At 50.6% G+C, this 24,429-nt stretch carries 22 protein-coding genes; 9 read left to right on the top strand and 13 right to left on the bottom strand.

Going from position 1 to position 24,429, the window contains the following annotated elements:
- Positions 1–202: 202 nt before the first annotated feature.
- From C8U37_RS14440 to aroF, 7 genes are all read right to left on the bottom strand, one after another.
- Complete coding sequence (locus tag C8U37_RS14440) at positions 203–760, bottom strand: hypothetical protein (RefSeq protein WP_170100190.1); 558 nt, start codon at positions 758–760, stop codon at positions 203–205.
- Positions 761–856: 96 nt separating this feature from the next.
- Positions 857–1,381: a transcription repressor NadR gene (locus tag C8U37_RS04495; protein WP_108032076.1), complete on the bottom strand. Its 525-nt coding sequence runs from the start codon at positions 1,379–1,381 to the stop codon at positions 857–859.
- Positions 1,382–1,534: 153 nt separating this feature from the next.
- Entirely contained in the window at positions 1,535–2,680 is a 1,146-nt protein-coding gene (gene pheA, locus C8U37_RS04490; protein WP_108032075.1) for a prephenate dehydratase, read from the bottom strand.
- Between the two features lie 20 nt (positions 2,681–2,700).
- Positions 2,701–3,798: a chorismate synthase gene (gene aroC / locus C8U37_RS04485; RefSeq protein ID WP_108032074.1), complete on the bottom strand. Its 1,098-nt coding sequence runs from the start codon at positions 3,796–3,798 to the stop codon at positions 2,701–2,703.
- Positions 3,795–5,090: a 3-phosphoshikimate 1-carboxyvinyltransferase gene (aroA, locus tag C8U37_RS04480; protein ID WP_108032073.1), complete on the bottom strand. Its 1,296-nt coding sequence runs from the start codon at positions 5,088–5,090 to the stop codon at positions 3,795–3,797. The genes aroC and aroA overlap by 4 nt, the downstream gene beginning before the upstream one ends.
- A gap of 51 nt (positions 5,091–5,141) precedes the next feature.
- Positions 5,142–6,215, bottom strand: coding sequence for a 3-dehydroquinate synthase (gene aroB / locus C8U37_RS04475; protein ID WP_108032072.1), 1,074 nt, complete (start codon positions 6,213–6,215; stop codon positions 5,142–5,144).
- A 61-nt stretch (positions 6,216–6,276) separates the two neighbouring features.
- A complete protein-coding gene (gene aroF / locus C8U37_RS04470; protein WP_108032071.1) occupies positions 6,277–7,302 on the bottom strand; it encodes a 3-deoxy-7-phosphoheptulonate synthase in 1,026 nt (341 codons plus the stop codon).
- Positions 7,303–7,757: 455 nt separating this feature from the next.
- Between aroF and aroE the strand changes: the two genes are divergently transcribed.
- From aroE to C8U37_RS04440, 6 genes are all read left to right on the top strand, one after another.
- Positions 7,758–8,567, top strand: coding sequence for a shikimate dehydrogenase (gene aroE / locus C8U37_RS04465; protein WP_108032070.1), 810 nt, complete (start codon positions 7,758–7,760; stop codon positions 8,565–8,567).
- An 18-nt stretch (positions 8,568–8,585) separates the two neighbouring features.
- Positions 8,586–9,116 (top strand): shikimate kinase, encoded by a 531-nt coding sequence (locus tag C8U37_RS04460; RefSeq protein WP_108032069.1) that lies wholly within the window; start codon positions 8,586–8,588, stop codon positions 9,114–9,116.
- The gene (locus C8U37_RS04455; RefSeq protein ID WP_245879757.1) at positions 9,100–9,960 is read left to right on the top strand and encodes a prephenate dehydrogenase; all 861 of its coding nucleotides are present in this window, start codon (positions 9,100–9,102) and stop codon (positions 9,958–9,960) included. The genes C8U37_RS04460 and C8U37_RS04455 overlap by 17 nt, the downstream gene beginning before the upstream one ends.
- A 163-nt stretch (positions 9,961–10,123) precedes the next feature.
- Positions 10,124–10,852 (top strand): DUF2238 domain-containing protein, encoded by a 729-nt coding sequence (locus C8U37_RS04450; RefSeq protein ID WP_108032068.1) that lies wholly within the window; start codon positions 10,124–10,126, stop codon positions 10,850–10,852.
- On the top strand, positions 10,849–11,292 hold the full coding sequence (locus tag C8U37_RS04445) for a GNAT family N-acetyltransferase (protein WP_108032067.1): 444 nt from the start codon (positions 10,849–10,851) through the stop codon (positions 11,290–11,292). The genes C8U37_RS04450 and C8U37_RS04445 overlap by 4 nt, the downstream gene beginning before the upstream one ends.
- Positions 11,293–11,311: 19 nt before the next feature.
- The gene (locus tag C8U37_RS04440) at positions 11,312–11,536 is read left to right on the top strand and encodes a hypothetical protein (RefSeq protein ID WP_108032066.1); all 225 of its coding nucleotides are present in this window, start codon (positions 11,312–11,314) and stop codon (positions 11,534–11,536) included.
- 78 nt (positions 11,537–11,614) lie between these two features.
- On the opposite strand, the gene C8U37_RS04435 is transcribed toward C8U37_RS04440, so the two are convergent.
- The 6 genes from C8U37_RS04435 to C8U37_RS04410 form a co-directional block, all read right to left on the bottom strand.
- Positions 11,615–12,619 carry a sugar kinase gene (locus C8U37_RS04435; RefSeq protein ID WP_108032065.1) on the bottom strand — a complete coding sequence of 335 codons (1,005 nt, stop codon included), beginning with the start codon at positions 12,617–12,619 and terminating at the stop codon, positions 11,615–11,617.
- Positions 12,620–13,476: 857 nt separating this feature from the next.
- A complete protein-coding gene (locus C8U37_RS04430; RefSeq protein ID WP_108032064.1) occupies positions 13,477–14,253 on the bottom strand; it encodes an IclR family transcriptional regulator in 777 nt (258 codons plus the stop codon).
- A gap of 123 nt (positions 14,254–14,376) precedes the next feature.
- Complete coding sequence (locus C8U37_RS04425) at positions 14,377–15,024, bottom strand: YrrS family protein (RefSeq protein WP_170100189.1); 648 nt, start codon at positions 15,022–15,024, stop codon at positions 14,377–14,379.
- A 120-nt stretch (positions 15,025–15,144) separates the two neighbouring features.
- Positions 15,145–15,609, bottom strand: coding sequence for a threonine/serine exporter family protein (locus C8U37_RS04420; protein WP_108032062.1), 465 nt, complete (start codon positions 15,607–15,609; stop codon positions 15,145–15,147).
- Positions 15,606–16,391, bottom strand: a complete 786-nt coding sequence (locus C8U37_RS04415) for a threonine/serine exporter family protein (protein WP_245879756.1) — start codon at positions 16,389–16,391, stop codon at positions 15,606–15,608. The genes C8U37_RS04420 and C8U37_RS04415 overlap by 4 nt, the downstream gene beginning before the upstream one ends.
- An 80-nt stretch (positions 16,392–16,471) precedes the next feature.
- Positions 16,472–19,750, bottom strand: a complete 3,279-nt coding sequence (locus tag C8U37_RS04410) for a DEAD/DEAH box helicase (protein WP_170100188.1) — start codon at positions 19,748–19,750, stop codon at positions 16,472–16,474.
- A gap of 441 nt (positions 19,751–20,191) precedes the next feature.
- Between C8U37_RS04410 and C8U37_RS04405 the strand changes: the two genes are divergently transcribed.
- The 3 genes from C8U37_RS04405 to ppdK are packed head-to-tail and all read left to right on the top strand — an operon-like array spanning position 20,192 to position 24,364.
- The gene (locus C8U37_RS04405) at positions 20,192–20,827 is read left to right on the top strand and encodes a CBS domain-containing protein (RefSeq protein WP_108032060.1); all 636 of its coding nucleotides are present in this window, start codon (positions 20,192–20,194) and stop codon (positions 20,825–20,827) included.
- 15 nt (positions 20,828–20,842) lie between these two features.
- Complete coding sequence (locus C8U37_RS04400) at positions 20,843–21,670, top strand: pyruvate, water dikinase regulatory protein (RefSeq protein WP_108032059.1); 828 nt, start codon at positions 20,843–20,845, stop codon at positions 21,668–21,670.
- Between the two features lie 24 nt (positions 21,671–21,694).
- Complete coding sequence (gene ppdK, locus C8U37_RS04395; RefSeq protein ID WP_108032058.1) at positions 21,695–24,364, top strand: pyruvate, phosphate dikinase; 2,670 nt, start codon at positions 21,695–21,697, stop codon at positions 24,362–24,364.
- Positions 24,365–24,429: the final 65 nt, after the last annotated feature.

Below are 24,429 nucleotides of genomic sequence, written 5' to 3'. Positions count from 1 at the left end.
GCGGGTTATCTCGTCTTGTCCGCGGCCGTTTTCCCCCGACAAGGACGTTTTGGCGGGTTTTCTTGCTCTGATTTGAACGGATTTTCCCCGCCAACAAGGTTTTGGCGGGTTATTTCTGAGCATATATTCAATTTCCAAATAGAAAAGGACGCATCCCGCCGAAATCTGGGATGCGTCCTTCTTATTTGATTCGTTTTCCGATCTACACAGAGCGCACAGGTGCTGCTTTTTTGCCGACCGTTTTCCAGACGATTTGGGCCAACCAGTAGTCGACCATGCTGTGGATGACGGTTCCGATGCCGACCAGCAGCATGACGGAAGAAATCAGACCTTTATCGTAATATGCTGTCGTAAGGTTTCCTGCAAAGTAGAACAGGCTCACGACAATGACTTCGCAGCCAGCATGCAACACACCTAGGACTAAGCTGAACAACAATGATTTTTTGAAATCATGCGCCATATCCGGGTGCTTTTGGATGTATTTCGCCCCGACATAAGAAAAAATCATGTGCGTCGCCGCACGCAGGACTACGACCAATGGAAAGCCGCCAAGCATGAAGCCGACTGCCGTTCCAAAGGCAACCGCAACAGCGATGCCGGGTGAAATGAACATGGCGATCATCGTCGCCACATGGCTAGCCAATGTAAAGGATGCCGGTTCCAGAATTATTTTCAAAGGGGAGATCATCGGTATCAGAATCCCTATCGCAATCAGTAGAGCAGCTATCGTAATGTGTTTCGTTTGTGTACGTGTATTCATTTCGCCAATCCCTCCAAAGAAGTTTACAACTGTCTTGACAGTTGTAATATATTATATAATCTTTTCAGGAGTTGTCAAGCTTATTTTCATGCGTTTTCACCCGGAATACAGAATGCCTGCTTCCTGCAATTCTTTTTTGATGCGCAGGAATGTTTCTTCATCCTTGCAGGCAAGTGTATGCAGATGCACGCCGCCCGTCAGCGAAGACAGCATCGCTGCTTCGTTCGAGGCGATCTTTTTCATGAAATCGATGACATCATGGCGCGAGCGGATATGCAGTTCACCGGTCAAAGTGCCGTAGACGGGATGCTCAACTTGGACATCCACGACCTCGCCGCCGTTGTCCACGATGATGTTCAGTTCCGTCACTGTCTCGGCCCGCGAATGCTGGCAGGCAATTTTGCCTGTGAACCGGCTCTCTTCGCCCTTGAATGCACTGGCGGAAAGATAGCCCCTTGGCGTTGCCAGAACTTCGATCCCTTTTGCTCGGATCAAGGCGATATCGCCGACAATGACTTGGCGGCTGACCGAAAACATTTCGGCCAATTGGGTGGCGTTCACCGGTTGATCCGTGGCTTCCAATAATTTGATGATTTCATTTCGTCTCTCTGCTGCTTTCATAAATATCATCCTTCCGTAACACGTTCTCCTCCTAATAGTACCCATTTTTGCGTTGGACTGCAAGAATCGAAAAAAACAAATAGCCAGCAACACACCGCACGGAGCGGTCATCGCTGGCTATTCAGGCCACCCCCAGAAGCACGGATAGCTTATTTATTTGTTTTCGGTAGCGGCCTTATAGCAGCCCAAGAGTCGGAAGTAGACGCTGCTCCGGTGGATGAAGCGCAGGGCTTCATGGACGTTTTCGTCGGAGATGTTGCCTTCGAAATCCAGATACAGCAGGTACTCCCATTTTTCCCCTTCGACGGGGCGGGATTCGATTTTGATCAGGTTGATGTGATACCTAGCGAAATGGCGCAGCAATTTGAACAGCGTACCGGCTTGGTTGTCCAAAGAGAACACCACGCTGACTTTGTTGCAGCGCGGATTCGACTCAAGATCCTTGCCGACGATGATGAAACGGGTCGTGTTTTCGCTCTGATTCTGGATGCTCTCCGCCAAGATGGCGAGGCCATGAATCTGAGCGGCCCTTCTGCTGGCGATAGCACCTTTATGCGGATCTCCGGAGTCCTTCACCATTTTGGCGCTGTCGGATGTGCTGTGGAAGGGAATCTGGCGCCACTGCTCGTGGTCCTTGAAATAATCGGTGGATTGCTGGAAACCTTGCGGGTGCGAATAGACTTCCTCGATCTGATCCAAACCGGTCCCTTCCAGGCCGATCAGATGCTGCTCGATTTTGATGTATTGCTCACCCACGATGGATAGGCCGTATTTGTACAACAGATCGAGCACTTGTGAAATCGCACCAGTAGAAGAATTTTCCACTGGCAGAACGCCGTAATCGATTTCCCCGTTCTGGATACCAATAAACAGCGATTCAAAGGTATGGTAGTTTTTCGGATCGCGGGGTGCTTCCTTGAAATAGGCCAACATCGCTTCTTCGCAGAACGAGCCCGTTTCCCCAAAATAACCGATCTGTGCGCGCTCTTTTGGTTCGTGAATCGCAAAAATCTGCTCATAATCATTCGAAGCCGCCCGGACATCCTTTTGGACTTCCTTCGAAAGATCCATGATCGTATCCAAGAAATGATGGGTCTGCACCGCAAACTCTTCACTCTTCAGATGGGTAAGATTCTTTTCCACTACGCGCTGCTCACGGCCTTCGTCAAAGATGGGCAAATCATGCACCAGCTTATAATTGCCGATGGCTTGGGAAATGTGCATCCGTTTTTCGAACAGAGCCACAAGCTCCTGATCAAGGGCATCCAACTCTTTGCGATAGTCTTCTAAATCCGTCATACTCGCCTTCCACTCCGTTCTCAGTCGTATTTATAGAATTTGGAATCCAACAGCAGATCCAGGATCGCGATCGCCGTCACGGCTTCCAATACAGGGATGGCACGCGGTACGATGATCGGATCGTGTCTGCCTTCAACCGATAATTCCGCATCCGTCTTGTCTTCGATGTTGATGGTCTGCTGCAGCTTCGTGATGGAAGCTGGCGGCTTGATCGCCACTTTGTAGATGATCGGCATGCCGTCCGTGATGCCGCCCAGAATACCGCCGTTATGGTTCGTGCGCGTCTTGATCTGGTCGCCGTCATAATAGTAGGAATCATTCGCTTCCGATCCGAGCATTTCTGCGATGCCGAAGCCGCTCCCGAATTCCAAACCTTTGATGGCAGGCACGGAAAATAAAATATGCGCCAGAACGGACTCAACGGAATCAAAGAACGGATTGCCGACTCCTGCTGGGATGCCCAATACACAGATTTCTGCGGTTCCACCAACGGAATCACCGCTGGCTTTTGCTTCGCGGATCAGATTGCGCATTTCCTCTTCAAGCGACTCGTTCAACAACGGCAGTTCTTTAGTTGCAAAGCCTTTCAGCATTTCAGGTGTGACTTCCGTGTTCAGGAAGCTGTCATCCTGGATTTTGGCTACACTCTTCACGTGGCCGCCGATTGTGATGCCTTGTTTTTCAAGCAATTGCTTCGCAATCGCGCCAGCAAACACTAGCGGTGCCGTGATCCGGCCGGAGAAATGGCCGCTGCCGCGGTAATCGTTGAAGCCGTCGTAGCGGACATAGCCGGGATAATCGGCCTGGCCGGGGCGCATAACTTTCTTCATCTGGCTGTAGTCTTTGGACCGCGTGTCGCTGTTGCGGATGATCGCCGCAAGCGGGCTGCCTGTCGTCATGTCGTTGAAGTAACCGCTCAAGATTTCAGGCTGATCTTTTTCTTTCCTTGGCGTCGTCAAAGCCCCTTGGCCTGGCGCTCTCCGTTTCATTTCCTCCAGAACTTTATCCATATCTATCTCATGGCCTGGTGGCAGACCGTCGATGGTGACGCCGATTGCGGAACCATGTGATTCGCCGAAGATGGATACCTTTAATTTATTCCCAAAAACACCGCTCATTGTATCTTGCCCCCTATTGCTTTATAGTCTTCCCAAAAATTCGGATACGATTTTGAAACGCACTCGGCATCCGTGACCGTGATCGGCTGTTCGCAGACTGTCGCAGCGATTGCCAGCATCATGGCGATGCGGTGGTCTTTGTAGCTCCAGACCGTCTCTCCGCCCTTCAGCGATTTGACGCCGTGGATCAACAGCCCTTCCGGCAATTCTTCGATGTCAGCGCCCAGTTTCTTCAATTCGCTGGCCGTTGCTTGCAGACGATCGCATTCTTTGATGCGCAGTCTGCCGGCGTTGATGATTTCCGTTTTGCCTTCGCTCAGGCAAGCCGTCAACGCGACGACCGGAATGATGTCCGGGCATTGCGCCGCATCGATCAGTGTACCGTGCAGCCCATCTTTTGCCGTGCCGATCAGGCCGTTGCCCTGCTGCTCAAAAGAGACGCCCATCGCTTCCAGAATGGAGACGACAGCGCGGTCACCCTGAAGGGAATCCATCGACAGATCATCCACCAACAAGTCGTTCCCCAATGCGTCTGCGCAAAGGAAGAAGGCCGCTTGGGAATAATCCCCTTCGACGCGGTAATCCGTCGCTTTGTAGGACTGGCCGCCCGAAATCCGGAAGAGCTGATGGCCTTCGTTTTCGATGGTGACACCGAAAGCATTCATGACATCCAGCGTCAGATCGATATAGCCGATCGATTCAAGCGGCGTCGTGATCGTGATGACCGAATCTCCGTCCAACAACGGCAAGGTGAACAAAAGGCCCGTGATGAATTGTGAACTGACATTCCCAGGAAATGAGAAATTACCTGGCTTCAGGTTCCCATCCACAACCAAATCAAGTTCGCCTTCAGTCGGTTTGTAAGAGATGCCTTGTTCCTCGAAAATATCGTAGAAGATGGTCAATGGACGTTTGCCCAGATTCCCTCTGCCGACGAAACGGCTCGCGCCTTGGAAAAGCGTCGAAATCGGAACGACAAAACGTAAAGTCGAACCGGATTCGTTGCAGTCGATCAGGTGCTCAGCGGTCGTTGCACTCTCATTGGCTTTTGCGTCTGTAACGTATTGGCCCGCACCGGTGATCGTCAAGGTGCTGCCGTCCTGCTCGATGACTGCTCCGAATGCCTTCATGGCCTCCGTAGTTGCGATGATGTCATCCGAAAGCGCGATATTGTCGATCTTGCAGGTGCCGTCGGAAAGCGCCGCACAGATGACTGCACGGTGCGCCAAACTCTTTGAAGGCGGGACAGTCACTGTTCCCGATAGCTTATGTGGCTGTATCGTCAAATCCATTTTAATCCTCCTGTTTGTTGCTTCGATTTTGTTTCTTCTATAGTATAAGTTCTACATGTTCTCCAGATCATCAAAGAAGGCGATGGTTTCATCCTGGACGTAGCTGATGCCGATTTCCTTCAACAGGATGACTTTCAGATGATCGTCCAAATTCTTTTTGTCCAACGTCATGATCGCCAACAAACTGTCCAAATCAACTTCTTCCATATGCAGTTCCGTAGGCAAGCCGACTTGTTTCGCCAGTGCTTCGATTGCAGCTGCAGTGCCAAGTTTTGTGAAGCCTTTTTTCTCGGAAAGGCGTGTGATCGCGACCATCCCGATGGCCACCGCTTCACCGTGCGAGTATTTCGCATAATTGGTGTAGGTCTCCAAAGCGTGCGCAATCGTGTGGCCAAAGTTCAACAACATCCGTTCGCCGGTGTCCTTCTCGTCTTCTTCCACGACTCTGCGCTTGATGTCGCAGCACGTATAGAGGATCTTTTCGATGTGCGCCATCATCTCTTCGCGGGTATGCAACGTCTGCAGGAAGCTGAAAAATTCGGCGTCCTTGATGCAGCCGTATTTGATGACTTCCCCTAGACCGTCTCGGAAAAAGTGGTCCGACAACGTGTTCAGCATTTCCGGATCGATGAACACTTTCTTCGGTTGATAGAAAGCCCCGACCAGATTCTTCCCTCTTGCCAGATCGACGCCGACCTTGCCGCCGATGCTGCTGTCCACTTGGGCCAACAAGGAAGTCGGGATCTGGATGAAGGGAACGCCGCGCAGAAAACTGGCAGCCGCGAAGCCCGCTAGATCCCCGATGACGCCACCACCCAAAGCAATGATCAATTCACTGCGGTTGAGTTGGAAATCCAACAATTGTTCATAGATCAGCGGCAGCATCTGGAAATCTTTCGTCTGCTCGCCGGCCGGCAAGGCAACCACAAGCGTTTCGTACCCCGCCGCCTGCAGGCCTTCCTCCAACTGGGACCCGTAATGCGCGTTGACGTTATGGTCCGTGATGATGGCAATCTTCTTGCCGCTGTAGATTTTTTTGATTTCTTCCGGAAGACGGTGGCGCAAGCCATTTTCGATCAGGATCGTATAGCTGTTTTTGCCGAGTCCTACATGTAATTCAGCCATTGTTTCACTCCTCATTCAGATCTCATTCAGATTTCGTTTTTTATCAAGGAAAGTGCTTCCTTTATTTTACCGCATCCAAATGCTTTCCTTCAATGGCAATCAATTGTTTTACGACAGCCATCAACTCATCGAACTCATTCGGGTTCAGGCACTGTTGGCCATCGCTCCATGCGTTCTCAGGATCGTGATGGATTTCGACCATCAGACCGTTCGCGCCGGACATGACTGCGGATTTGGACATGGATGGCACAAGGTAAGCAGAACCGCCGGCATGACTTGGGTCGATGATGATCGGCAAATGGGATAATTTTTGGATGACCGGAACGGCTTGGATATCCAATGTATTGCGTGTTTCCGTTTCGAATGTGCGGATGCCGCGTTCGCAAAGGATGACGTTTTCGTTCCCTTCGGACATGATGTATTCAGCAGACATCAACCATTCTTCGTAAGTTGCGGACAGGCCGCGCTTCAACAAAACGGGTGTCTTTGTTTTGCCGATTTCCTTCAATAGATCGAAATTCTGCATGTTGCGGGCACCGATTTGGATCATATCGACATCCGCCTCGAATTCATCAACGAATTTCGTCGACATCAATTCCGTTACGATCGGCAAACCAGTCGCTTCCTTCGCCAATTTCAACAAACGCAAACCTTCCAATTCCAAGCCTTGGAAGCTGTATGGGGATGTACGCGGTTTGAAAGCTCCGCCACGGAGGAAGTTAGCGCCTGCCGCTTTTGCGCGCTGCGCGATGCTGATGATCTGTTCTTCGCCTTCAACGGAACAAGGACCTGCGATCACGCCGAAGTAGCCGTTACCGATGCGTTGGCCGTCGATTTCGACAACCGTATCGTCCGGATGGAATTTGCGGTTGGCCTTTTTGTAAGGCTCCTGAACTTTCAATACGCGTTCAACGATATGATGTTGCTGGATGGTGTCCATCGATACTTTGGAAGTATCGCCCACCAAGCCCAAAATAGTCATTGTTTCGCCGATTACCGGGCTCACGATGACCCCTTTATCCGTTAAGCGTTTAGTCAGTTCGTCGATTTCCTCTTTTTTGGCCGTTTTCTTCAAAATGATGATCATGTCTTGTTCCTCCTAGTGTGTTTTTGCTTTTAAAAAAATAAAAAGCGGTGCCCATGTTATATGAGCACCGCGTTAAGCTTCGTTATCCAAAAATGCTGTTGCCTGACAATCCGTCCTGCAACCTATTTTTCGCATCCTCTGATGTTTCTCATATTCGCTCTATGCAATTTTTTCCAAACAAAATATCCAGCGCTAAAATAGAAGCCCCAGAATGTAAAGTATGTAAAGTAAAAGTTTGTTTGTAAAAGATTGATAGCATGCGTGGAACCCATCGGATGACCTCTTCTCTTGTGTATCATTTAATCAGCTGAACTCATAATGAAAACGTCTGATTTCAATCATTATAACAAACACTCTAATCATTGCAATAGTTTTTTTAATTTTTTTTTAATTTAATCTGGGTATTGAAATTTACAAGGCAATAATCTACACTTTCCTAAAAGGAGTGAAACTTGATGCAATTTTTCGGCTTATTCGGCGAACATCTCAGCCACAGTTATTCAGAAAGAATCCATTCGACTTTTTTCAATCTGATCGGAATGAACGCCGGTTATAAACATATTGAACTTGCCCCTGAAGATTTGGAAGCGGCCATCGAAGGGATCCGCGTGCTTCAGTTCGTCGGCGTCAACGTGACGATTCCCTACAAACAGACGGTGATGCCTTACTTGGACGAGATCACACCGGAAGCCACGCGCATCGGTGCTGTCAACACAATCAAAATAAAAGACGGCAAGCTGTACGGCGCCAATACTGATTATTACGGATTCGGAACCATGTTGGCTTCGCACGACATCGCGATCGAAAACAAAACGGCCATGGTCTTGGGCTTCGGCGGTTCCGCAAAGGCAGTCGTTTTATATTTACTAGATAATGGCATCAATAAGATTATCATCGTTTCACGAAAAAAAGGCTCCCTGACTGATATTCCGGACGATCCGCGCATCTCCTTGATGAGTTATGATGAGATAGCCGATATCGCAGGCGATCTGATCATCAACACGACGCCGCTTGGCATGTTCCCTGACAAGATCGGCCTCAGCGCGGTACCATTGGAAGTAATCCGTCACTTCAGTGCAGCAGTGGATCTGATCTACAATCCGCAGGAAACGGAATTCCTCCGCTTGGCAAAAACAGCCGGCCTGAAAATATGCAACGGATTGGAAATGTTGGTGCATCAAGGCATCAAATCCCAGGAAATCTGGCTGGAACGGCCTTTCGAGCTTACATTGAACCAAGAAATCTATGACAAAATAATATCATAACGGGAATAGGTGAAAGATTTGGGAAAAAATATCATCCTGATCGGACTGCCTGGCGCAGGCAAGACGACTTTAGGCAAATTATTGAGCAATATAATCGGTTACCGTTTCATCGATTCGGATGCCTTCATTGAGGAGAAGACCGGCAAAAGCATCACTGACCTCTTCCAAATCGGGGAGGACTATTTCCGCAACATCGAGTCGGATGCCTATAAAGAAATTGCCGATTTCGAGGATACGATCGTGAGCACGGGCGGTGGTGTCGTCAAACGAAACGAAAACATCGTGGCCTTGAAACAGAACGGCACAGTCTACTACATCGACCGTGCAGTCGAAGACATCACGCATGACATCGAAGTTTCCCATCGACCGCTGCTGAAGGATGGATTCGAACGGATCTATGCGCTGAAGGCCGAACGCGAGGCCCTCTACCAAGACGCTGCAGATTTCGTCGTCAAGAACGACAAGCCTTTGGAAGAGCTTGCCGCTGAAATCATCGCGCACCACATAGGAGCAGGAAAGGAAGGCGAAGCCCATGACAACCCTCAATAAGGACCTGAACATCACGATCGTCGGCCTGGGCGTAATCGGCGGGTCCTTCGCGATGGCCCTTCACGATGCCGGCTACCGCAATCTTTACGGCATCGACATCGATCAAGCGACACTGGACAAAGCCAAAGCGCAACAGCTCATCAAGGAGGGTTATCAGGATGGCAAAGACATCCTGCCGCAATCCGATTTAGTGATTTTTTCGCTCTATCCCCGTCTGGTGCACGATTTCATCGTCACCCACAAGCAGCATTTCAAGCCGGGCTCGATTCTGACGGATGCAACGGGCGTCAAAAAGTTCTTCATCGAAGATATCCTGTCGGTTTTGCCTGCCTCGATCGACTTCGTCTTCGGTCATCCGATGGCCGGTCGCGAGAAAAAAGGCATCGATTTCGCCAGCAGTTCCGTCTACAAAAATGCGAATTACATCCTGACGCCGCTTCCGTCCAACAAAGAGGAGAATCTTGCTTTCATGGAAGCTTTGATCATGGAGATGGGCTTCGGGAGGATCACGCGCATCTCTGCCGATTACCATGACGAAATGATCGCTTTCACCAGCCAGTTGCCGCACGTTATCGCCGTGGCTTTGGTCAACAGTGATGTTGAAGGCCGCGAAACGGAAAAATTCACCGGTGACAGTTACCGCGAGTTGACCCGGATCGCCAAAATCAATGAAGACCTGTGGAGCGAACTTTTCCTGGAGAACAAAGAGTACTTGCTGGAGAGCATCCAGACGTTTGAGGATCAAGTCGACCTGATCAAGGCGGCCATCAAGAACGACGACAGTGTTGCGTTAAAACAACTTTTCATCAAGTCAACCAAGCGTCGGGAAAAGTTTGACAGATAAGCACCCGTTTTAATTTAGGCTTGCCACCAAAAAAAGGATGCCCTAACAGCATCCTTTTTTTGGTGGCTTAATCGGACTTGACAAGTTGCGAATCCCGCTGAAGTCGACTAAAATGAGAGTAGATGATATATGCGCTGAATAAATGAAAGAAGGCTGAAGAACCATGCGTGAAACTCTGAAAAAATTCAGTTACGCTGTTATCCTGTTCATCTTTGCGAGCTTCATCCTGATTACCGGGTATGAATTTGTGCGGTTCATCCAAACGAGCGGCACTGAGAAGCAAGCTGAGCATTTCCTGAGGCTCGTTCAGGTCGGCTTCGGGCTGGTTGCTTTGCTCTTCCCTTCGCTCCTGGGGAAACATACGCGTATCCTCCTGCCTCAAAGAATCACCTTTATCTATGCTGTGTTTCTCTATTTGGCTCTCCTGTTGGGCAGTCTTGGCGGGTTCTATGACACGGTTGCCGAATGGGATACCATCCAACATGCCTTGAGTTCCGCTTTATTCGGGGTGCTCGGATTTTCCGTCATCGCCAATCTGCAGGAGGGCGGCGTCCAAAGGTTGAACCTGACACCGGTTTTGTCTTCGCTTTTTTCTTTCTGTCTGGCAACTACAATCGGTGTGCTCTGGGAATTCTATGAATTTTTCGCTGACAGCGTCATGGGCCAGAACACGCAACGGACCGCTACAATCGAGGGCATCCCGCTGATCGGTCAGGCAGCTTTACTGGATACGATGGGTGATCTGATCGTGAACTGCACCGCCGCAGCGATCGTCGCAATCCTCGGCTACTTCGCTTTGAAGAGCAGCGGCAATTGGCTTGAGGCCTATCTCATCACCTTCGAAACGGAAACGGAACCAAAAATAATACAACGGACAAGGGGTAAAAAATGATCACTATACGTAACCTTTCACAAGATAATATCGAAACCGCGCTTGCGTTATCCGTCGATGATTGGCAGCGCAAATATGTCCGTTCGAATGCGGAAATGATCGCGTTGGCTTATGTCCAGCCGCAAGAATTGTTCCCAGTCGCCCTGTATGCCGAGGAAGAACTGGTCGGCTTGGCGTTCATCAAAAAAGAAGCAAAGGCTGCAATCATGACGCTCGAACAGATCATGATCGGCCAGCCCTTCCAATCCAAAAGTTTCGGTTCCGAAAGCGTCCGGGAGATTGCGAAATGGATCGAAACGCAATTCGCCTGCACGCTGCTGCAGGCATCGATCCAGATCGGCAACCAATGGGGACGGGAAACGCTCGAAAACGCCGGCTTCATGAAGCGCGGCACCGATCTTGAAAAGCGCGAAATCGAAATGATCTACATAATGAAATAAAGAAAAGTGAGGTAACCATATGAAACCTAGACAATACGAAGCATACATCAAATGGCGCGACAACATGGTCGATTTATCGGAAGATCTCGATGAAGACGAGGCAGCGCACACGCTCATCTGGGATGCCACCGATGCGGAAGCCCGCGATGATTTCAACCTGCTGTTGGCTTTCATGACGCTCGACCAAGTGAGTCAAAATGAAATGAAACAATTGGAGAAGCAATACGACAGCGAATTCATCTGATGAAATCACCACGGCGGAGCCGACAAAAAGGCAAGCATCCGATATTTTGGTCGGATGCTTGCCTTTTTTTACGAATACTTATCTTTTGATTGCGCCGGATTCGGAATTCTTGAAGTCTTCCACTTCTTCGGCGGAGAACTGGTTGCAGTCGCCGTGGATCGTGTGTTTCATGCTGGATGCGGCAATCGCGAAATCGACGGTATGCTCCGCAGTGTACCCGGAGAGGATACTGTGAATAACCCCAGCTGCATAGGCATCCCCGCCGCCGACCCGGTCCACGATCGGTGTGATCGTATGCACGTTTGAGAAGGTCGTTTCGCCTTTGCACCACATCGTCCCTTGGAGCACATTGTGGCTGGCGGAATGCACTTGACGGATGGTGGAGTAGATGACTTCGATGTTCGGATATTTTTCCGCCATCTTCTCGTAATAATAAGTCACATCTTCCTGTTCGCTCGTATTTTCCGGAATCCCCATCAGATACAAGGCATCTAATTTACCGGCCGAAAGATAATCGGTCAACGGCAGGACTTCCTTCAGGAAAGCCCCGCATTCGGCCTGCGTCCAAAGTTTGGCGCGGTAGTTGATGTCGAAACTGACTTTGATGCCGCGTTTATTCGCTTCACGCACCAACTCGACCGTCCATTCGGCCCATTGCTTCGTGAGGGCGGCGGTAACGCCGGAAATGTGGAACAGGTTCACGTTCTCGAACAACTCGTCTAAATCCCATTCTAGCGCTTCCATGCTTGAAAAACTGGAATAAGCACGGTCGTAGACAACCGAAGCCGCCCGTTCCCCGACGCCGCTTTCCAAATAATACGTGCCCAAGCGTTCTCCGCCCTTCCGCAGCAAGTCCGTGCTGATCCCGTAACTTTTCAGATGCTTGCGGACGGCAACCCCCAGCGGATTGGCCGGCACTTTGCTTGCAAAAGCCACATCATGGCCAAAATTAGCCAGACTGATGCCGACGTTCGCTTCCCCACCGCCGTAATGCCCAGTGAAATTCGTTGAATAGGTCATCAATGTTCCTGGATCTGTAGATAGGCGCAACATGATTTCGCCCAATGTCAAAATTTTACTCATCTTTTCGCACGCTCCCGATTATATTAATGGATTTACCTGAACGCGGTTACATACTTCTTTCTGGTATGATGCAACCGACCTGAAATGCAATGTTAAACTCTGTGTATTTCCAAATAGGAAACAATGTTTTCATTTAGGAAATAACTTGGTTTCATTATACGGTTTCCTTTTGGTTATTTCAACACCTATGTGAGCGAATTTCTATTTTATTGACGTTTGGACGATAGTCTGTCACTTAACATAACGTAGCATTGATAAATGAGGTAATTTGTAAGTCGTTAAAATCAATTTAGATCAGTATGAGCGATGAAATGATGCTAAATATCAACACTAAACTAAACTAGTTGTCCGATGACTCGACAGAATAGGACAACCGGAAGCCAGTACCAGCGTTAGTTGTCCGATAACTCGACAGAATCGGACAACCGGAAGCCAGTACCAGCGTTAGTTGTCCGATAACTCGACAGAATCGGACAACCGGAAGTCGGCGCCAGCGCTAGTGTAGTGCGGCCTTAATAAATGAGGTAATTTGTAAGACTTTAAAATCAATTAAGATTAGTATGAGCGATGAAATGATTCTAAATATCAACGAGACACTACACTATATTCTGATTTATCCTGAGAATTGAGGCTTCGGGACATTTAGATATGAATTATCGCGCCAAAATAACCCGCCAAAAGTGTTTTGGCGGGGAAAATCCGTTCGAATAACAGTCAGAAAACCCGTCAAAGCGGCCTTGGCGGGGAAAAAAGTCCACGGACAACACGAGATTCCCCGCAAAACCCATTTTAGCGGGGAATCTCGGTCAAATCCAAACGCGCGAACTCGAACTAGAATACCAAATCAGAACGCCAAATCAGTTAATAAAAGTATTCGTCCTGCTCAATCCGGCCAACAGATTTTTTTTCGTTTCTAGCACCTTTGCGATGGTCTTCTCGCGCTCGAAGCGGTACTTCGGCGTGCTGACGCTGAATGCGCCATAGATTTTGTTGTCGATCACGAGCGCTGCCCCGATGCAGATGACATCCAGGTCGTTCTCCTCGTCATCGGTGGCAAACCCCGACTCTTTGACTTTTTTCACTTCTTCCTTCAGAACATCCCGATCCGTTATCGTGTTTGGCGTGTCCGCAACCAATTCGACCCGATCCAGATACGCCGCTAATTTCTCATCGCTGAAGGCGGCCAGCATCGCCTTGCCCATCGCTGAACTGTAGAGATGGTTGGTGTTGCCGATCCGCGAATTGATGTTGGCGATGGCTTTTTGCGTCTCCAACTTGTTGACGTAGAGGACCTCATCCTTATCCAGAATGCCCAAATGGACGGTTTCATCCAGTTCCGCCTGCAGATTCCGCAGGTACGGATCGGTGATTTTGATGATATCCAGATTCGCCAGCCGGTTGTTGGCGTGGCGGATCAGCGCGCTGCCCAAGGTAAAACGCTTCATCTGCTCGTCCTTTTCGACATATCCGATCAGCAGCAGCGTATCCAAGATTTTCAGTGCCGTCGGGCTGGACAGACCCGTGTTGGCGGCGATGGCGGCCAGACTCTGGGCCTCCTTGCTGTTCGATAAATGATCGATTATTTTTGCGGCTTTCAGCAAGACCGTTCCGTAAGGTTTTTTCTCTTCTTCCATTTTTGACACCCCTCAACTGTTTCCTATTCAAAAATAGCTTACCCCAAAATGAGCAATTCGTACAGAACCCTTTCCAAATAAGCAACAAAAAAAACGCCCTGCAAGAGCGTCTTCTTAGATGAATCAATTGTTCGGTATCGCGTTCAGTTCTTCCACAAGCGTGACTTGCCAGCCTTCGCCGTCGATCCAGTCGAGCTGGACGCGGGCGATCGTTTCTTTCTGTGTGTCCGAGACTGTGGCGGTGACTTGCTGATCGCCGGCGTTGCCGATCCACCATTCGATCATGTTATCGCTACTGATGCCGGTCACGGCAGCAATGGCTTGCTTGATTTCATTGCGGTCGGCGGAGCCGTCGCTGTAATCCGTGACATGTTCCCCGGTTTGGGTTGTGCCGATCGGTTCCCAGTCGCCGGTATAGGCCGTGCTCACATTGTCATCGGTGGATGGAACTTCCTCCGTCTCGGTGTCTTTATCTTTATCGTTCTCTTCTTCCGACTCTTCCTCGGAGCTGTCTTCCTCTTTATCCGAAGATTTTTTAGCTGATGATGAAGTTTCGCTGGAATCATTCGATTCGGTGATGATCATGTTTTGTGAATTTGTTTGATTACCTGCCGCTACGGATGGTTCTTCGTCATTACCGTAAAAAATATTATAAAGGAGCACGAGCCCCAAAAATGCGGCGGCGATAATGCCCACTATAACGAGCAGGTTATTGCGTTTATGATTTCGGTGTAAATCTTGTCTTGTCGGTTTTTGATTGTTCTCGGACATGCAGTAGCCCCCTTCTGAATGATACAAGTTTAGCATATTTCCGATACGGCTATGTTAAATCCAGTTTACAACTCTGTGTCGTGGAAAGCCGTCCACCCGCTTGCCCGCACCTCGCAAACACTATTTGGCCGGGCTATTCTTTTCCTTTGAAGCCTTAATCCTGGTCATGAGCCCGAAAAGGCTGTCCACAATGAAGATCGCCAGTGCGATAGCTCCTGATATCTGCAATGTCAGGATCAGATGTTGCTGCGCCAATGCATACTCTTTGTTGATGAAGGAATAGACCGATTGATAAACGCCGGCTCCGGGAACCAAGGCGATGAAGGCCGGAATGAAATAGATCGTCACCGGCGTTTTCAAATATCGCGCGAACAGGTGCGCGATCCAAGCGATGAACAGGCTCGCCATAAAAGTGGCTCCCACGATGTCCAAAAAAGACAAACCGACAAGGTAGACGCCCCAGCCTAAAGCCCCGCCCAAAGCGCTGTAGCGCAACGTCCGTTTCGGAGCTTCCAAGGTGATGGCGATAAAATAGACGGCCACAAAAGCAACGATCATTTCCACAATGATAGTGAACAGAGTCATCGGATCACCTCCCCGCCGACGACCAAACCGGCACCGATGCCGATTGCGATGAATACCGCGATCACAAAGGCCTCCAATATTTTGGCCGCTCCTGACATGTAATCCCCGCGGAAAGTGTCACGGATGCCGTTCGTCAGCACGGTACCGGGCAATAAGGGCATGATGGCACTAATGATGATTGTATCCGGCTGGATCGGAAACGTTAATAGTTCGGACAAAATGGCCGTCAACACGGCGATCACAAAACTGGAGACCATGTTCTGGATGAACGGGCGGATCTTCCATTTGGCCGCGATGTGCAGGACAAAAGAAACTGCGGCGCTGACCGGGATCATCGCCAAAAAGTCATAGAAAGTGCCGCCCATCAAAAAGATGAACATTTGGATGAAGCCGATCAGTGCAAAACTCTTTTGGCGTCCGCTGTATTGGATTTCGTCGATGTTCTGCAGCGCATCGTAAGCCTCTTGGATCGTCAATCTGTCTTCGACGAAATTCCGCGAAACGGCATTGACGCGGGAAACACGGTTCAAATTCGTCGTGCGTTCCGTGATCCGTTTAACGACCGTGATCGCGTGCATATTCGGACTGTCGAGCGTAGCGACGAGCCCGGTGGTCAAAGCCAACGCTTCGGTCATCTCCAGCCCGGTCTTCTTCAGGATGCGCGTCACCGTATCCTCGACACGGTACGTTTCTGCGTTGCTTTCCAGCATGATTTTCCCGGCCAGGACCGCTGTATCCATGTATAATTCAAAATCCATTTCCGGATTTGGTGTAGCCGTCATCAAGATTCCCCTTCCTTTTCAGACCATTTATTTTGTTGCAGACATCGGCAACAACTTCACCGATTCAACAAAAACAACCATTACATTTCCAGCAGCTGCATCAATTCTTCCTTCGTCAAGGAGGTCACTGATTGGCCGCCTGCCTGGATGACCGAATCGATCATTTCGCGTTTCAGTTCCTGCAATTCGTTGATCCGTTCCTCGATTGTGCCAGTCGCAATCAGGCGGATGACCTGGACGACCTTCTTCTGGCCGAAACGGTGCACGCGGTCGGTCGCCTGGCTTTCGACGGCCGGATTCCACCAGGAGTCGTAGAGGATGACGGTATCCCCGCCGGTCAAGTTCAGGCCGGTCCCGCCCGCTTTCAGTGAAATCAGGAAAAGATCCTTCTCGCCTTCATTGAAGCGGGTCGTCAAAGTCAACCGATCCTGATTCGGCGTCTTGCCATCGAGATAGAAGTAGGCCGCATCCAACTGATCCAGCTTTTCACGGATGATGGCCAGCATTTGCGTGAACTGGGAGAACAGGACGACCCGCTTGCCGTTCTCTTTGGCTTCGGCCAGATACTCCATCAGCCGGTCGAGTTTGCCGGAACCGCCGTCATAGTCGGGCAGGACCAAGGCAGGGTCGCAACAGATTTGGCGCAGGCGCGTCAGCCCGGCGAGGATTTTGATCCGGTTTTCGTTCAGCGTATCCGCATCCAGCATCTCTTTTGTTTCGCTGCGCATCAGCTGCAGCTGCGACAGATAGACGGTCTTTTGTTTTTCCGTCATTTCGATGTAAGCGATCGATTCGATCTTCGCCGGCAGATCCTTCAGCACATCCGATTTCAGCCTGCGCAGGATGAACGGTTTGACTTTCTTGGCGATTTGCGCCGGTTCCATATTCTTGAAGTCCGTTCTTGTTCCGAAAAGGCCGGGCTGCGCAATGCTGAAGATGGTGTACAGTTCGGACAGGGCATTTTCGATAGGCGTTCCGCTCAAAGCGATCTTGTTGTTGGCGATAAGCGCGGATGCGGCTTTCGTCGTCTTCGCGGTGGCATTCTTGACGCTCTGGGCTTCATCCAAAATGACGGTCCGGAAAGCCAAGCCTTCATAAAGGTCCTCATCGCGCTGCAGCAGCGGATAGGAAGTGATCCAGACCGGCGTCTGCTCGGCCTGCGCGTCTGCGATGCAGCCTCTTCTTTCGTTCTTGTTGCCGGTGATGAGCTGCGTTCGGATCGTAGGCGCGAACTGTTTGAATTCCTTTTGCCAATTATAGAGCACGCTCGAAGGACAGATGACCAAATAAGGTTTACTGTCGCCCTCCCCGAGCGAACCGGCGATGAAACTGATGACCTGCAGCGTCTTGCCGAGCCCCATATCGTCCGCAAGGATCCCGCCGAAGCCGTAATGATCAAGCCCCTTCAGCCATTTGAAGCCTGTTTCCTGGTAAGGACGCAAAGTCGCCGTCACATCCTCAGGCAAGTCGAATTCGATCTTTTCGGGCTTCTCCATCCGGTTTATGAGCGTCATGAAATCCTCATCCTGATGTACGATCCCCGCAGCCGTATCGACTCCGAAAGCTTTATAGAGCGGCAAGGACATTTCCTTCTGCAGACTCTTCAGCGGCACATCCAACTGCACGACCGCATCGGTCAGTTCCTTGATTTCCTTTTGGCGCAGATCGACAATTTTGCCGTTGGACAAGCGATGATACGACTTGTTCTGCGCAATCTGAAGGACCATCTGTTTCAGGTCCTCCACATTGATGTCCTCCGTGCTGAAGGTCACATCCAAAAGCCGCGACTGATTGTTGACTTCGATGGCGACTTTCGGCGGCCGCACTGGTTGGTAAAGGAGGTTCTCGACGGCTGGGGTCATGAATATTTCGCAGTGCGGAGAGAGTTTCTCCAAGCCTTCGTAAAGGAAAGACATGATGTCATCCAAATCCGCCAAATAGAGGGCTTCATTATAAATGAAGGCATCATTGCTTGTTTCAGTCAACTTTTGGATTAAGATGCTTTCGGCGATCCGATCCCTGATGACCGTATCCGGGGCTAAATCTTTGTGGACCGCAGCCTCTTTTGCGGCATCAATCTTCGTTTCCCCGTAATTGAAAAACAATTCCATGATCAGCCTATCCTTTTTCCAATCCAGATAGAGTTCAGTCTTCAAAGGAAATTGTTGGTAAGTTTCCCGAACGGATTCCTCCAGCGTTATCGTTGCAACCTTCTGCAAAGCCGGAATGGCGATCGCCAGGAAGTCCCCCGCCGCTTCCGGGGGTATATGCAGCCCATTATGACCGGAATCGGCAAGCGCTTCGTAAAGACTGAGCAGGCGTTCCTTCATGCTTGACTTCAAAAAATAGAAACGGTCGTCGACCATGAGGATGTCCGCCTCGTCGAAAAACAGACTGTTCTCCGCCGGATCCGTTGTTTCATCGAAAAGAAGGCCCCCATCCGGCAATTCGCTCAACACGAAACTGATCGGAAGCTTAGCGGAATCCGGGATCAAATGTTCAGGCGTCAGCCTTTGTCCGCTGGTCTGATAGGAATTGGTTTTGACCGTGACAAATGGTCGTTGCGCCAAGCGCTCCATCAGCTCCTTCACCATGCTCGGCGGAAAGACGATTTCTTTCCGCTCCTCTGCCGTCGGGTAATGGTACCTGGAGACGGCCGCGGTATCGATGACCTGTTTCAACGTCAGGAAAATGGCGCGATCTTCCGGGGATAATGCGTATTTGTCCGCAGAAAATGTGAACTTCTTTCCGAAAGGGATCGTATTCCCTTTCAGCATATCATCGATGACTTGCTCGCAGTCCTTGAGCGTATAAAAGTTCCCGGAGCCTATCCGCATCCGCAGGCTGTAGCGTTTGGAATAGCTGTAATCGACCATGAAAAGCGTATACTCCACCTGAATCGGGGTCCGCTCGATCAGATCATTTTCCTGAAGCAATTCGAACTGGAGCACATCGAGCAAGTGTTTCGTCTGTTCGGTATCGTACTTTTTCCGGGACGGGCTGTTTGCTTTATTGCCCGTCGTTCCTGACCCGCTGAATGGTTTCCCGTCGTCCGTAAAACCCGATGAAGATTTGAGTATCGTCATCAGGAACGCGACTACATGTTTGCAGGGCCCATCATAGTTTTCGAAAGCCGGGCAGGTGCAGTAATAATCGTCCACATCGCCATCTTCATCCAGATAAACTTCGACTTCATATTTTTTCGTGCCTTTGATGTCGGCCTTGAAATTTTGGTGAGAATGGTCCGAGACAAATCCCCGCAACGCTCCGCTCTCGTACAAGTGTTTCCCTTTGCTGTACGTCACATCGCTATATGTCATATCATAAATATCTTGTATATCGAAGCCCACTTCGTACATATCCAGCCACATCCTCACATATCTAGTCTCTGCTATTTTACCATAGAGCAAGGTGCTTGATGCCACAAAATTGGCGCTGGAGTTGTCGGAAATGGTGCCGGATGCTTTTGGGACATGCGCTCTGCTATCCTAATGGCCTGTGTTGCCCAATTCCCGAATAAGCCAGTCGCATTCGCGTATTTATTCTGCGGCAAGGCTCATATTCCCGAATGCTCCTCCAACATTCGGGGCTTTCGCTCCCTGCTGATACAAATTTATCGGATACCCGTCTTGCATTCGGGAATTTCACCTTCCACAGCTATATTTCCACTTGCTTCGGCCCCACCGCTCTCAGCACTTGGAACATTACTGTGAAAAAGATGTCACTTTGTGTTGACAACGTCTTCAATGTGACATACTATATACTCATTAGCACATCACATTAAGAATTGAGGTGGAAAAATGGAACTCACCGACAGGCAAAAACAGATCATCGAAATCGTCAAGAAACAGCAGCCGATTTCCGGTGAAAAGATTGCCTTCATACTAGGGTTTGCGCGGGCGACACTGCGCCCGGACTTCTCGTTGCTGACGATGAGTGGCATCCTGCTTGCCAAACCGAAAGTCGGCTATCTGATCAACGAGGAGCACACCAACTCTGTGCTGGTCGAACAGATTGCCAAACAAAAAGTCGAAAAGGTGATGGCCATCTCGGTCAATCTCACCAAAGAAACGAGCATCCAGGATGCCATCATCCAGCTTTTCCTGGAGGATTGTGGTTCCCTTTATGTCACAGACAACCGGGAAATACTTGGGATCGTTTCCCGCAAGGACTTGCTTAAGAGCGCTTTGGGCGATTCCGATCTGAATGCCATCCCGGTCGGAATGGTCATGACGAAGATGCCGAATCTGTATACCGTCTTCAGCGACACGTTCGTTGTCGATGCCACCAAATTGCTCGTTACCCATCGCGTCGACAGTTTACCAGTCCTTTCCCGTTCCGTGTATGAAGAAACCGGAAAAAAAGAGGTCATCGGAAAATTTTCAAAATCGACCGCCAGCAGATTATTGCTTGATATATTCAACAAAGACCTTTAGGAGGAAAGTGTGCAAATGGACCTTAATGCGATTTACTTAGTATCCGATTCCATCGGTGAGACAGCTGATGTGGTGATCCGTTCCGCCCTCTTCCAATTCGAGACGGAAAATTACCAATTGAAGAAATATTCCTACGTGCAGACGACCGAGGAAATCGACGAAATCTGCGCAAAAGCGGCCGATGACGACCATGCGATGATTTTCTACACCTTCGTGAAAAAGGAAATGGCCGATTACATGAAGGACCGGATCGAAAAAGCCGGCTTGATCGGCGTCGACATCTACAGTCCGATCCTGACCGGTTTGGGGCAACTGTTCCAACTTCCGGCCAAGGAAAAACCGGGCATCAACCGCCAACTCAATGCGGACTATTTCAACCGCGTCGAGGCCATCGAGTTTTCCGTGAAATATGACGACGGACGCGATCCGCGCGGCATCGAAAAAGCCGACATCATTTTGATCGGCGTGTCCCGCACCTCGAAGACGCCGCTGTCGATCTATCTGGCGAACAAAAACGTGAAAGTCGCAAACATCCCGCTCTTTCCGGAATCGAAGCCGCCGAAAGAGATTTTCTCGATCGCGCCGGAACGGATCATCGGCCTCGTCAATTCGCCGAAGAAACTCAACGAAGTCCGCAAAGAGCGCCTGAAAACGCTGGGACTGCCGCCATCCGCCAGCTACGCCGGCATGGAGCGCATCCTTGAGGAACTCGAATACGCAGACCAGATCATGAAACAGATCGGCTGCGAAATCATCGATGTCTCGAACAAAGCGATCGAAGAAACCGCTGACCATATTCTGCACTACATGGATGTCATGAATATCAACCGCAAGCAACTATAGACCAACCACAAGGAGGAAAAGTATATGACGAAGCAATGGGTGTACCGTTTTTCAGAAGGCAAAAAAGAACAAAAGATGTTGTTGGGGGGTAAAGGCGCCAACCTCGCCGAGATGACCAATCTCGGCCTGCCCATCCCTCCAGGATTCACGATCACGACGGAATCCTGCATCCATTATTTTGATGAAGGCCGGACGCTTTGGACTCCGATCCTGCAGCAGATCGACTCCGCCCTCATCGACCTGGAAAACGCGGTCGGGAAATCTTTCCATGACCCTGCCAACCCGTTGCTGGTGTCGGTCCGTTCCGGTGCCGCCTTCTCGATGCCCGGCATGATGGACACGATCCTGAACCTGGGGCTGAACGATGCATCCGTCGCCGGTCTGGCTGAACAGACGCAGAACCCGACTTTCGCATTCGACAGCTACCGCCGTTTCATCCAGATGTTCGCCGATGTCGTGAAATCCGTGCCACGCATCCATTTCGAAGCGATCCTGGATACTGTCAAAAATGAGAACGATTACCAGTTCGACAACCAATTGAGTTTGGATGATTTGACTGCCTTGGTCGCGCAATACAAAGCCGTCTACCAACGCGAAACCGGCGAAACTTTCCCGCAGGAACCGTTGGACCAATTGCAGCAAGCCATCCAAGCCGTCTTCGCTTCATGGAACAATGAAAGGGCTATCCTTTACCGCGACATCCACAATATTTCGCACAACCTCGGCACAGCCGTCACCGTCCAAAGCATGGTGTTCGGAAACCGCGGCAATGATTCGGGTACCGGCGTAGCCTTCACGCGCAACCCGGCGACCGGAGAGAAAAAACTGTTCGGCGAATTCCTGATGAATGCGCAAGGCGAAGATGTCGTCGCCGGCATCCGCACGCCATTGAACATCGACACGCTGGAAGAAGTGATGCCTGCCGTCTACAACGAATTCAAGAACATCGCCGAAAAACTGGAGGACCACTACGCCGATATGCAGGACATCGAATTCACGATCGAAAAAGGCAAACTATACCTGCTGCAGACCCGCAACGGGAAACGCACAGCAGCCGCAGCCGTCGCAGTGGCCGTGGATTTGGCTGATGAAGGCCTGATCACGAAAGAAGAAGCCGTGATGCGCATCGAAACCGGCCAGTTGGACAAATTGCTCCACCCTACTTTTGACACAAAAGCCTTGGATGAAGCTGCGATATTGGCTACCGGACTCGGCGCTTCGCCTGGAGCGGCATCCGGCCATATCTACTTCTCCACAGCCGATGCCGAAGCAGCACAAAAGGACGGCCTGCCGGTCATCCTGGTCCGCCGCGAAACATCACCGGAAGATTTGGCCGGCATGATGAGTTCCGAAGGCATCCTGACAGCACGCGGCGGCATGACGTCGCATGCGGCAGTCGTGGCCCGCGGTTTGGGCAAATGCTGTGTGGCCGGCTGTACTGCAGCTGTCATCGATGAAGAGAACAAAACCGTCGTCATCGATGGCGTGACCATGCACCAAGGCGACCTACTGTCGATCGACGGCGCAACCGGAAGAGTCTACGCCGGCACCATCGCCAAACAGAACCCGACTTTGGGCGGCAAATTCAGCACTTTCATGGAATGGGTCAACGAAATGAAACTGCTGCAGGTCAAAGCCAACGCGGACTCACCGACCGACGTCAAGCAGGCATTGGCCCTGGGCGCGGAAGGCGTCGGCCTGTGCCGGACTGAGCACATGTTCTTCCATAAGGATCGGATTCCGGTTGTCCGCCAGATGATCCTTTCCCGGACGTTGGACGAACGCAAAAAGTACCTGGCAGAATTGTTGGGAATGCAGCGCCAGGATTTCCAGGAAATGTTCGCCCTGCTGCAGGATCGCCCGATGACCGTCCGCTTGTTGGACCCGCCGTTGCATGAATTCCTGCCTACTGCACATGCAGATAAAGTTGCCCTGGCGGAAGCGATGGGAACCGGCTTGGCTGGTTTGGAAGCGCACATCGATTCGCTCCACGAAGTCAACCCGATGCTTGGCCACCGCGGATGCCGTCTGGCCGTCACTTACCCGGAAATCTACCGGATGCAGGTGCGCGCCATCATCGAAGGGGCCATCGTCGCTTCCGAAGAGACCGGTAGCACAATCACACCGGAAATCATGATTCCGTTGGTCTGCGACGTCGATGAACTGCGCTACGTCAAAGCGGAAATCGTTGCGGAAATCGAGGAGGTCTTCTCCGAAAAGGCTGCGACCATCCCTTACTTGATCGGAACCATGATCGAGATCCCGCGCGCGGCCGTCACTTCCGACGAAATCGCAATGGAGGCCGACTTCTTCAGCTTCGGCACGAACGACATGACCCAGATGGGCTTCGGCTTCTCCCGCGACGACGCCGGCAAGTTCCTGCAGGAATACGAAGACAAAGGCTTGCTGAAACCGAACCCGTTCCATACCTTGGACGTCAAAGGCATCGGCAAACTCGTCAAATTGTCCGCCAAATTGGGCCGCGAAACCAATCCCGGCTTGGTGCTGGGCGTCTGCGGCGAACACGGCGGCGATCCCGAATCCATCGCCTTCTTCTCAAGCATCGGCTTGGATTACGTTTCCTGCTCGCCGTACCGCGTGCCGATCGCCCGCTTGGCGGCTGCGCAAGTAGCAATCAAAGAGAATAAAGCGAAAATGTCAGTTCAGAAAGATGCTGTTTTGAGCGCTAAATAATCGAAAAGGCCCGGATCGATGCCTACGATCCGGGTCTTTTGTGTAGAGCGCAATGCGTTTGTGCT

The sequence above is a fragment of the Trichococcus patagoniensis genome (assembly GCF_003051085.1).
In the GTDB taxonomy this organism is placed as follows: Bacteria; Bacillota; Bacilli; order Lactobacillales; family Aerococcaceae; genus Trichococcus; species Trichococcus patagoniensis.
The sequence above is the reverse complement of the archived record's forward strand: the minus strand, read 5'-3'. Positions and strand labels throughout refer to the sequence as shown.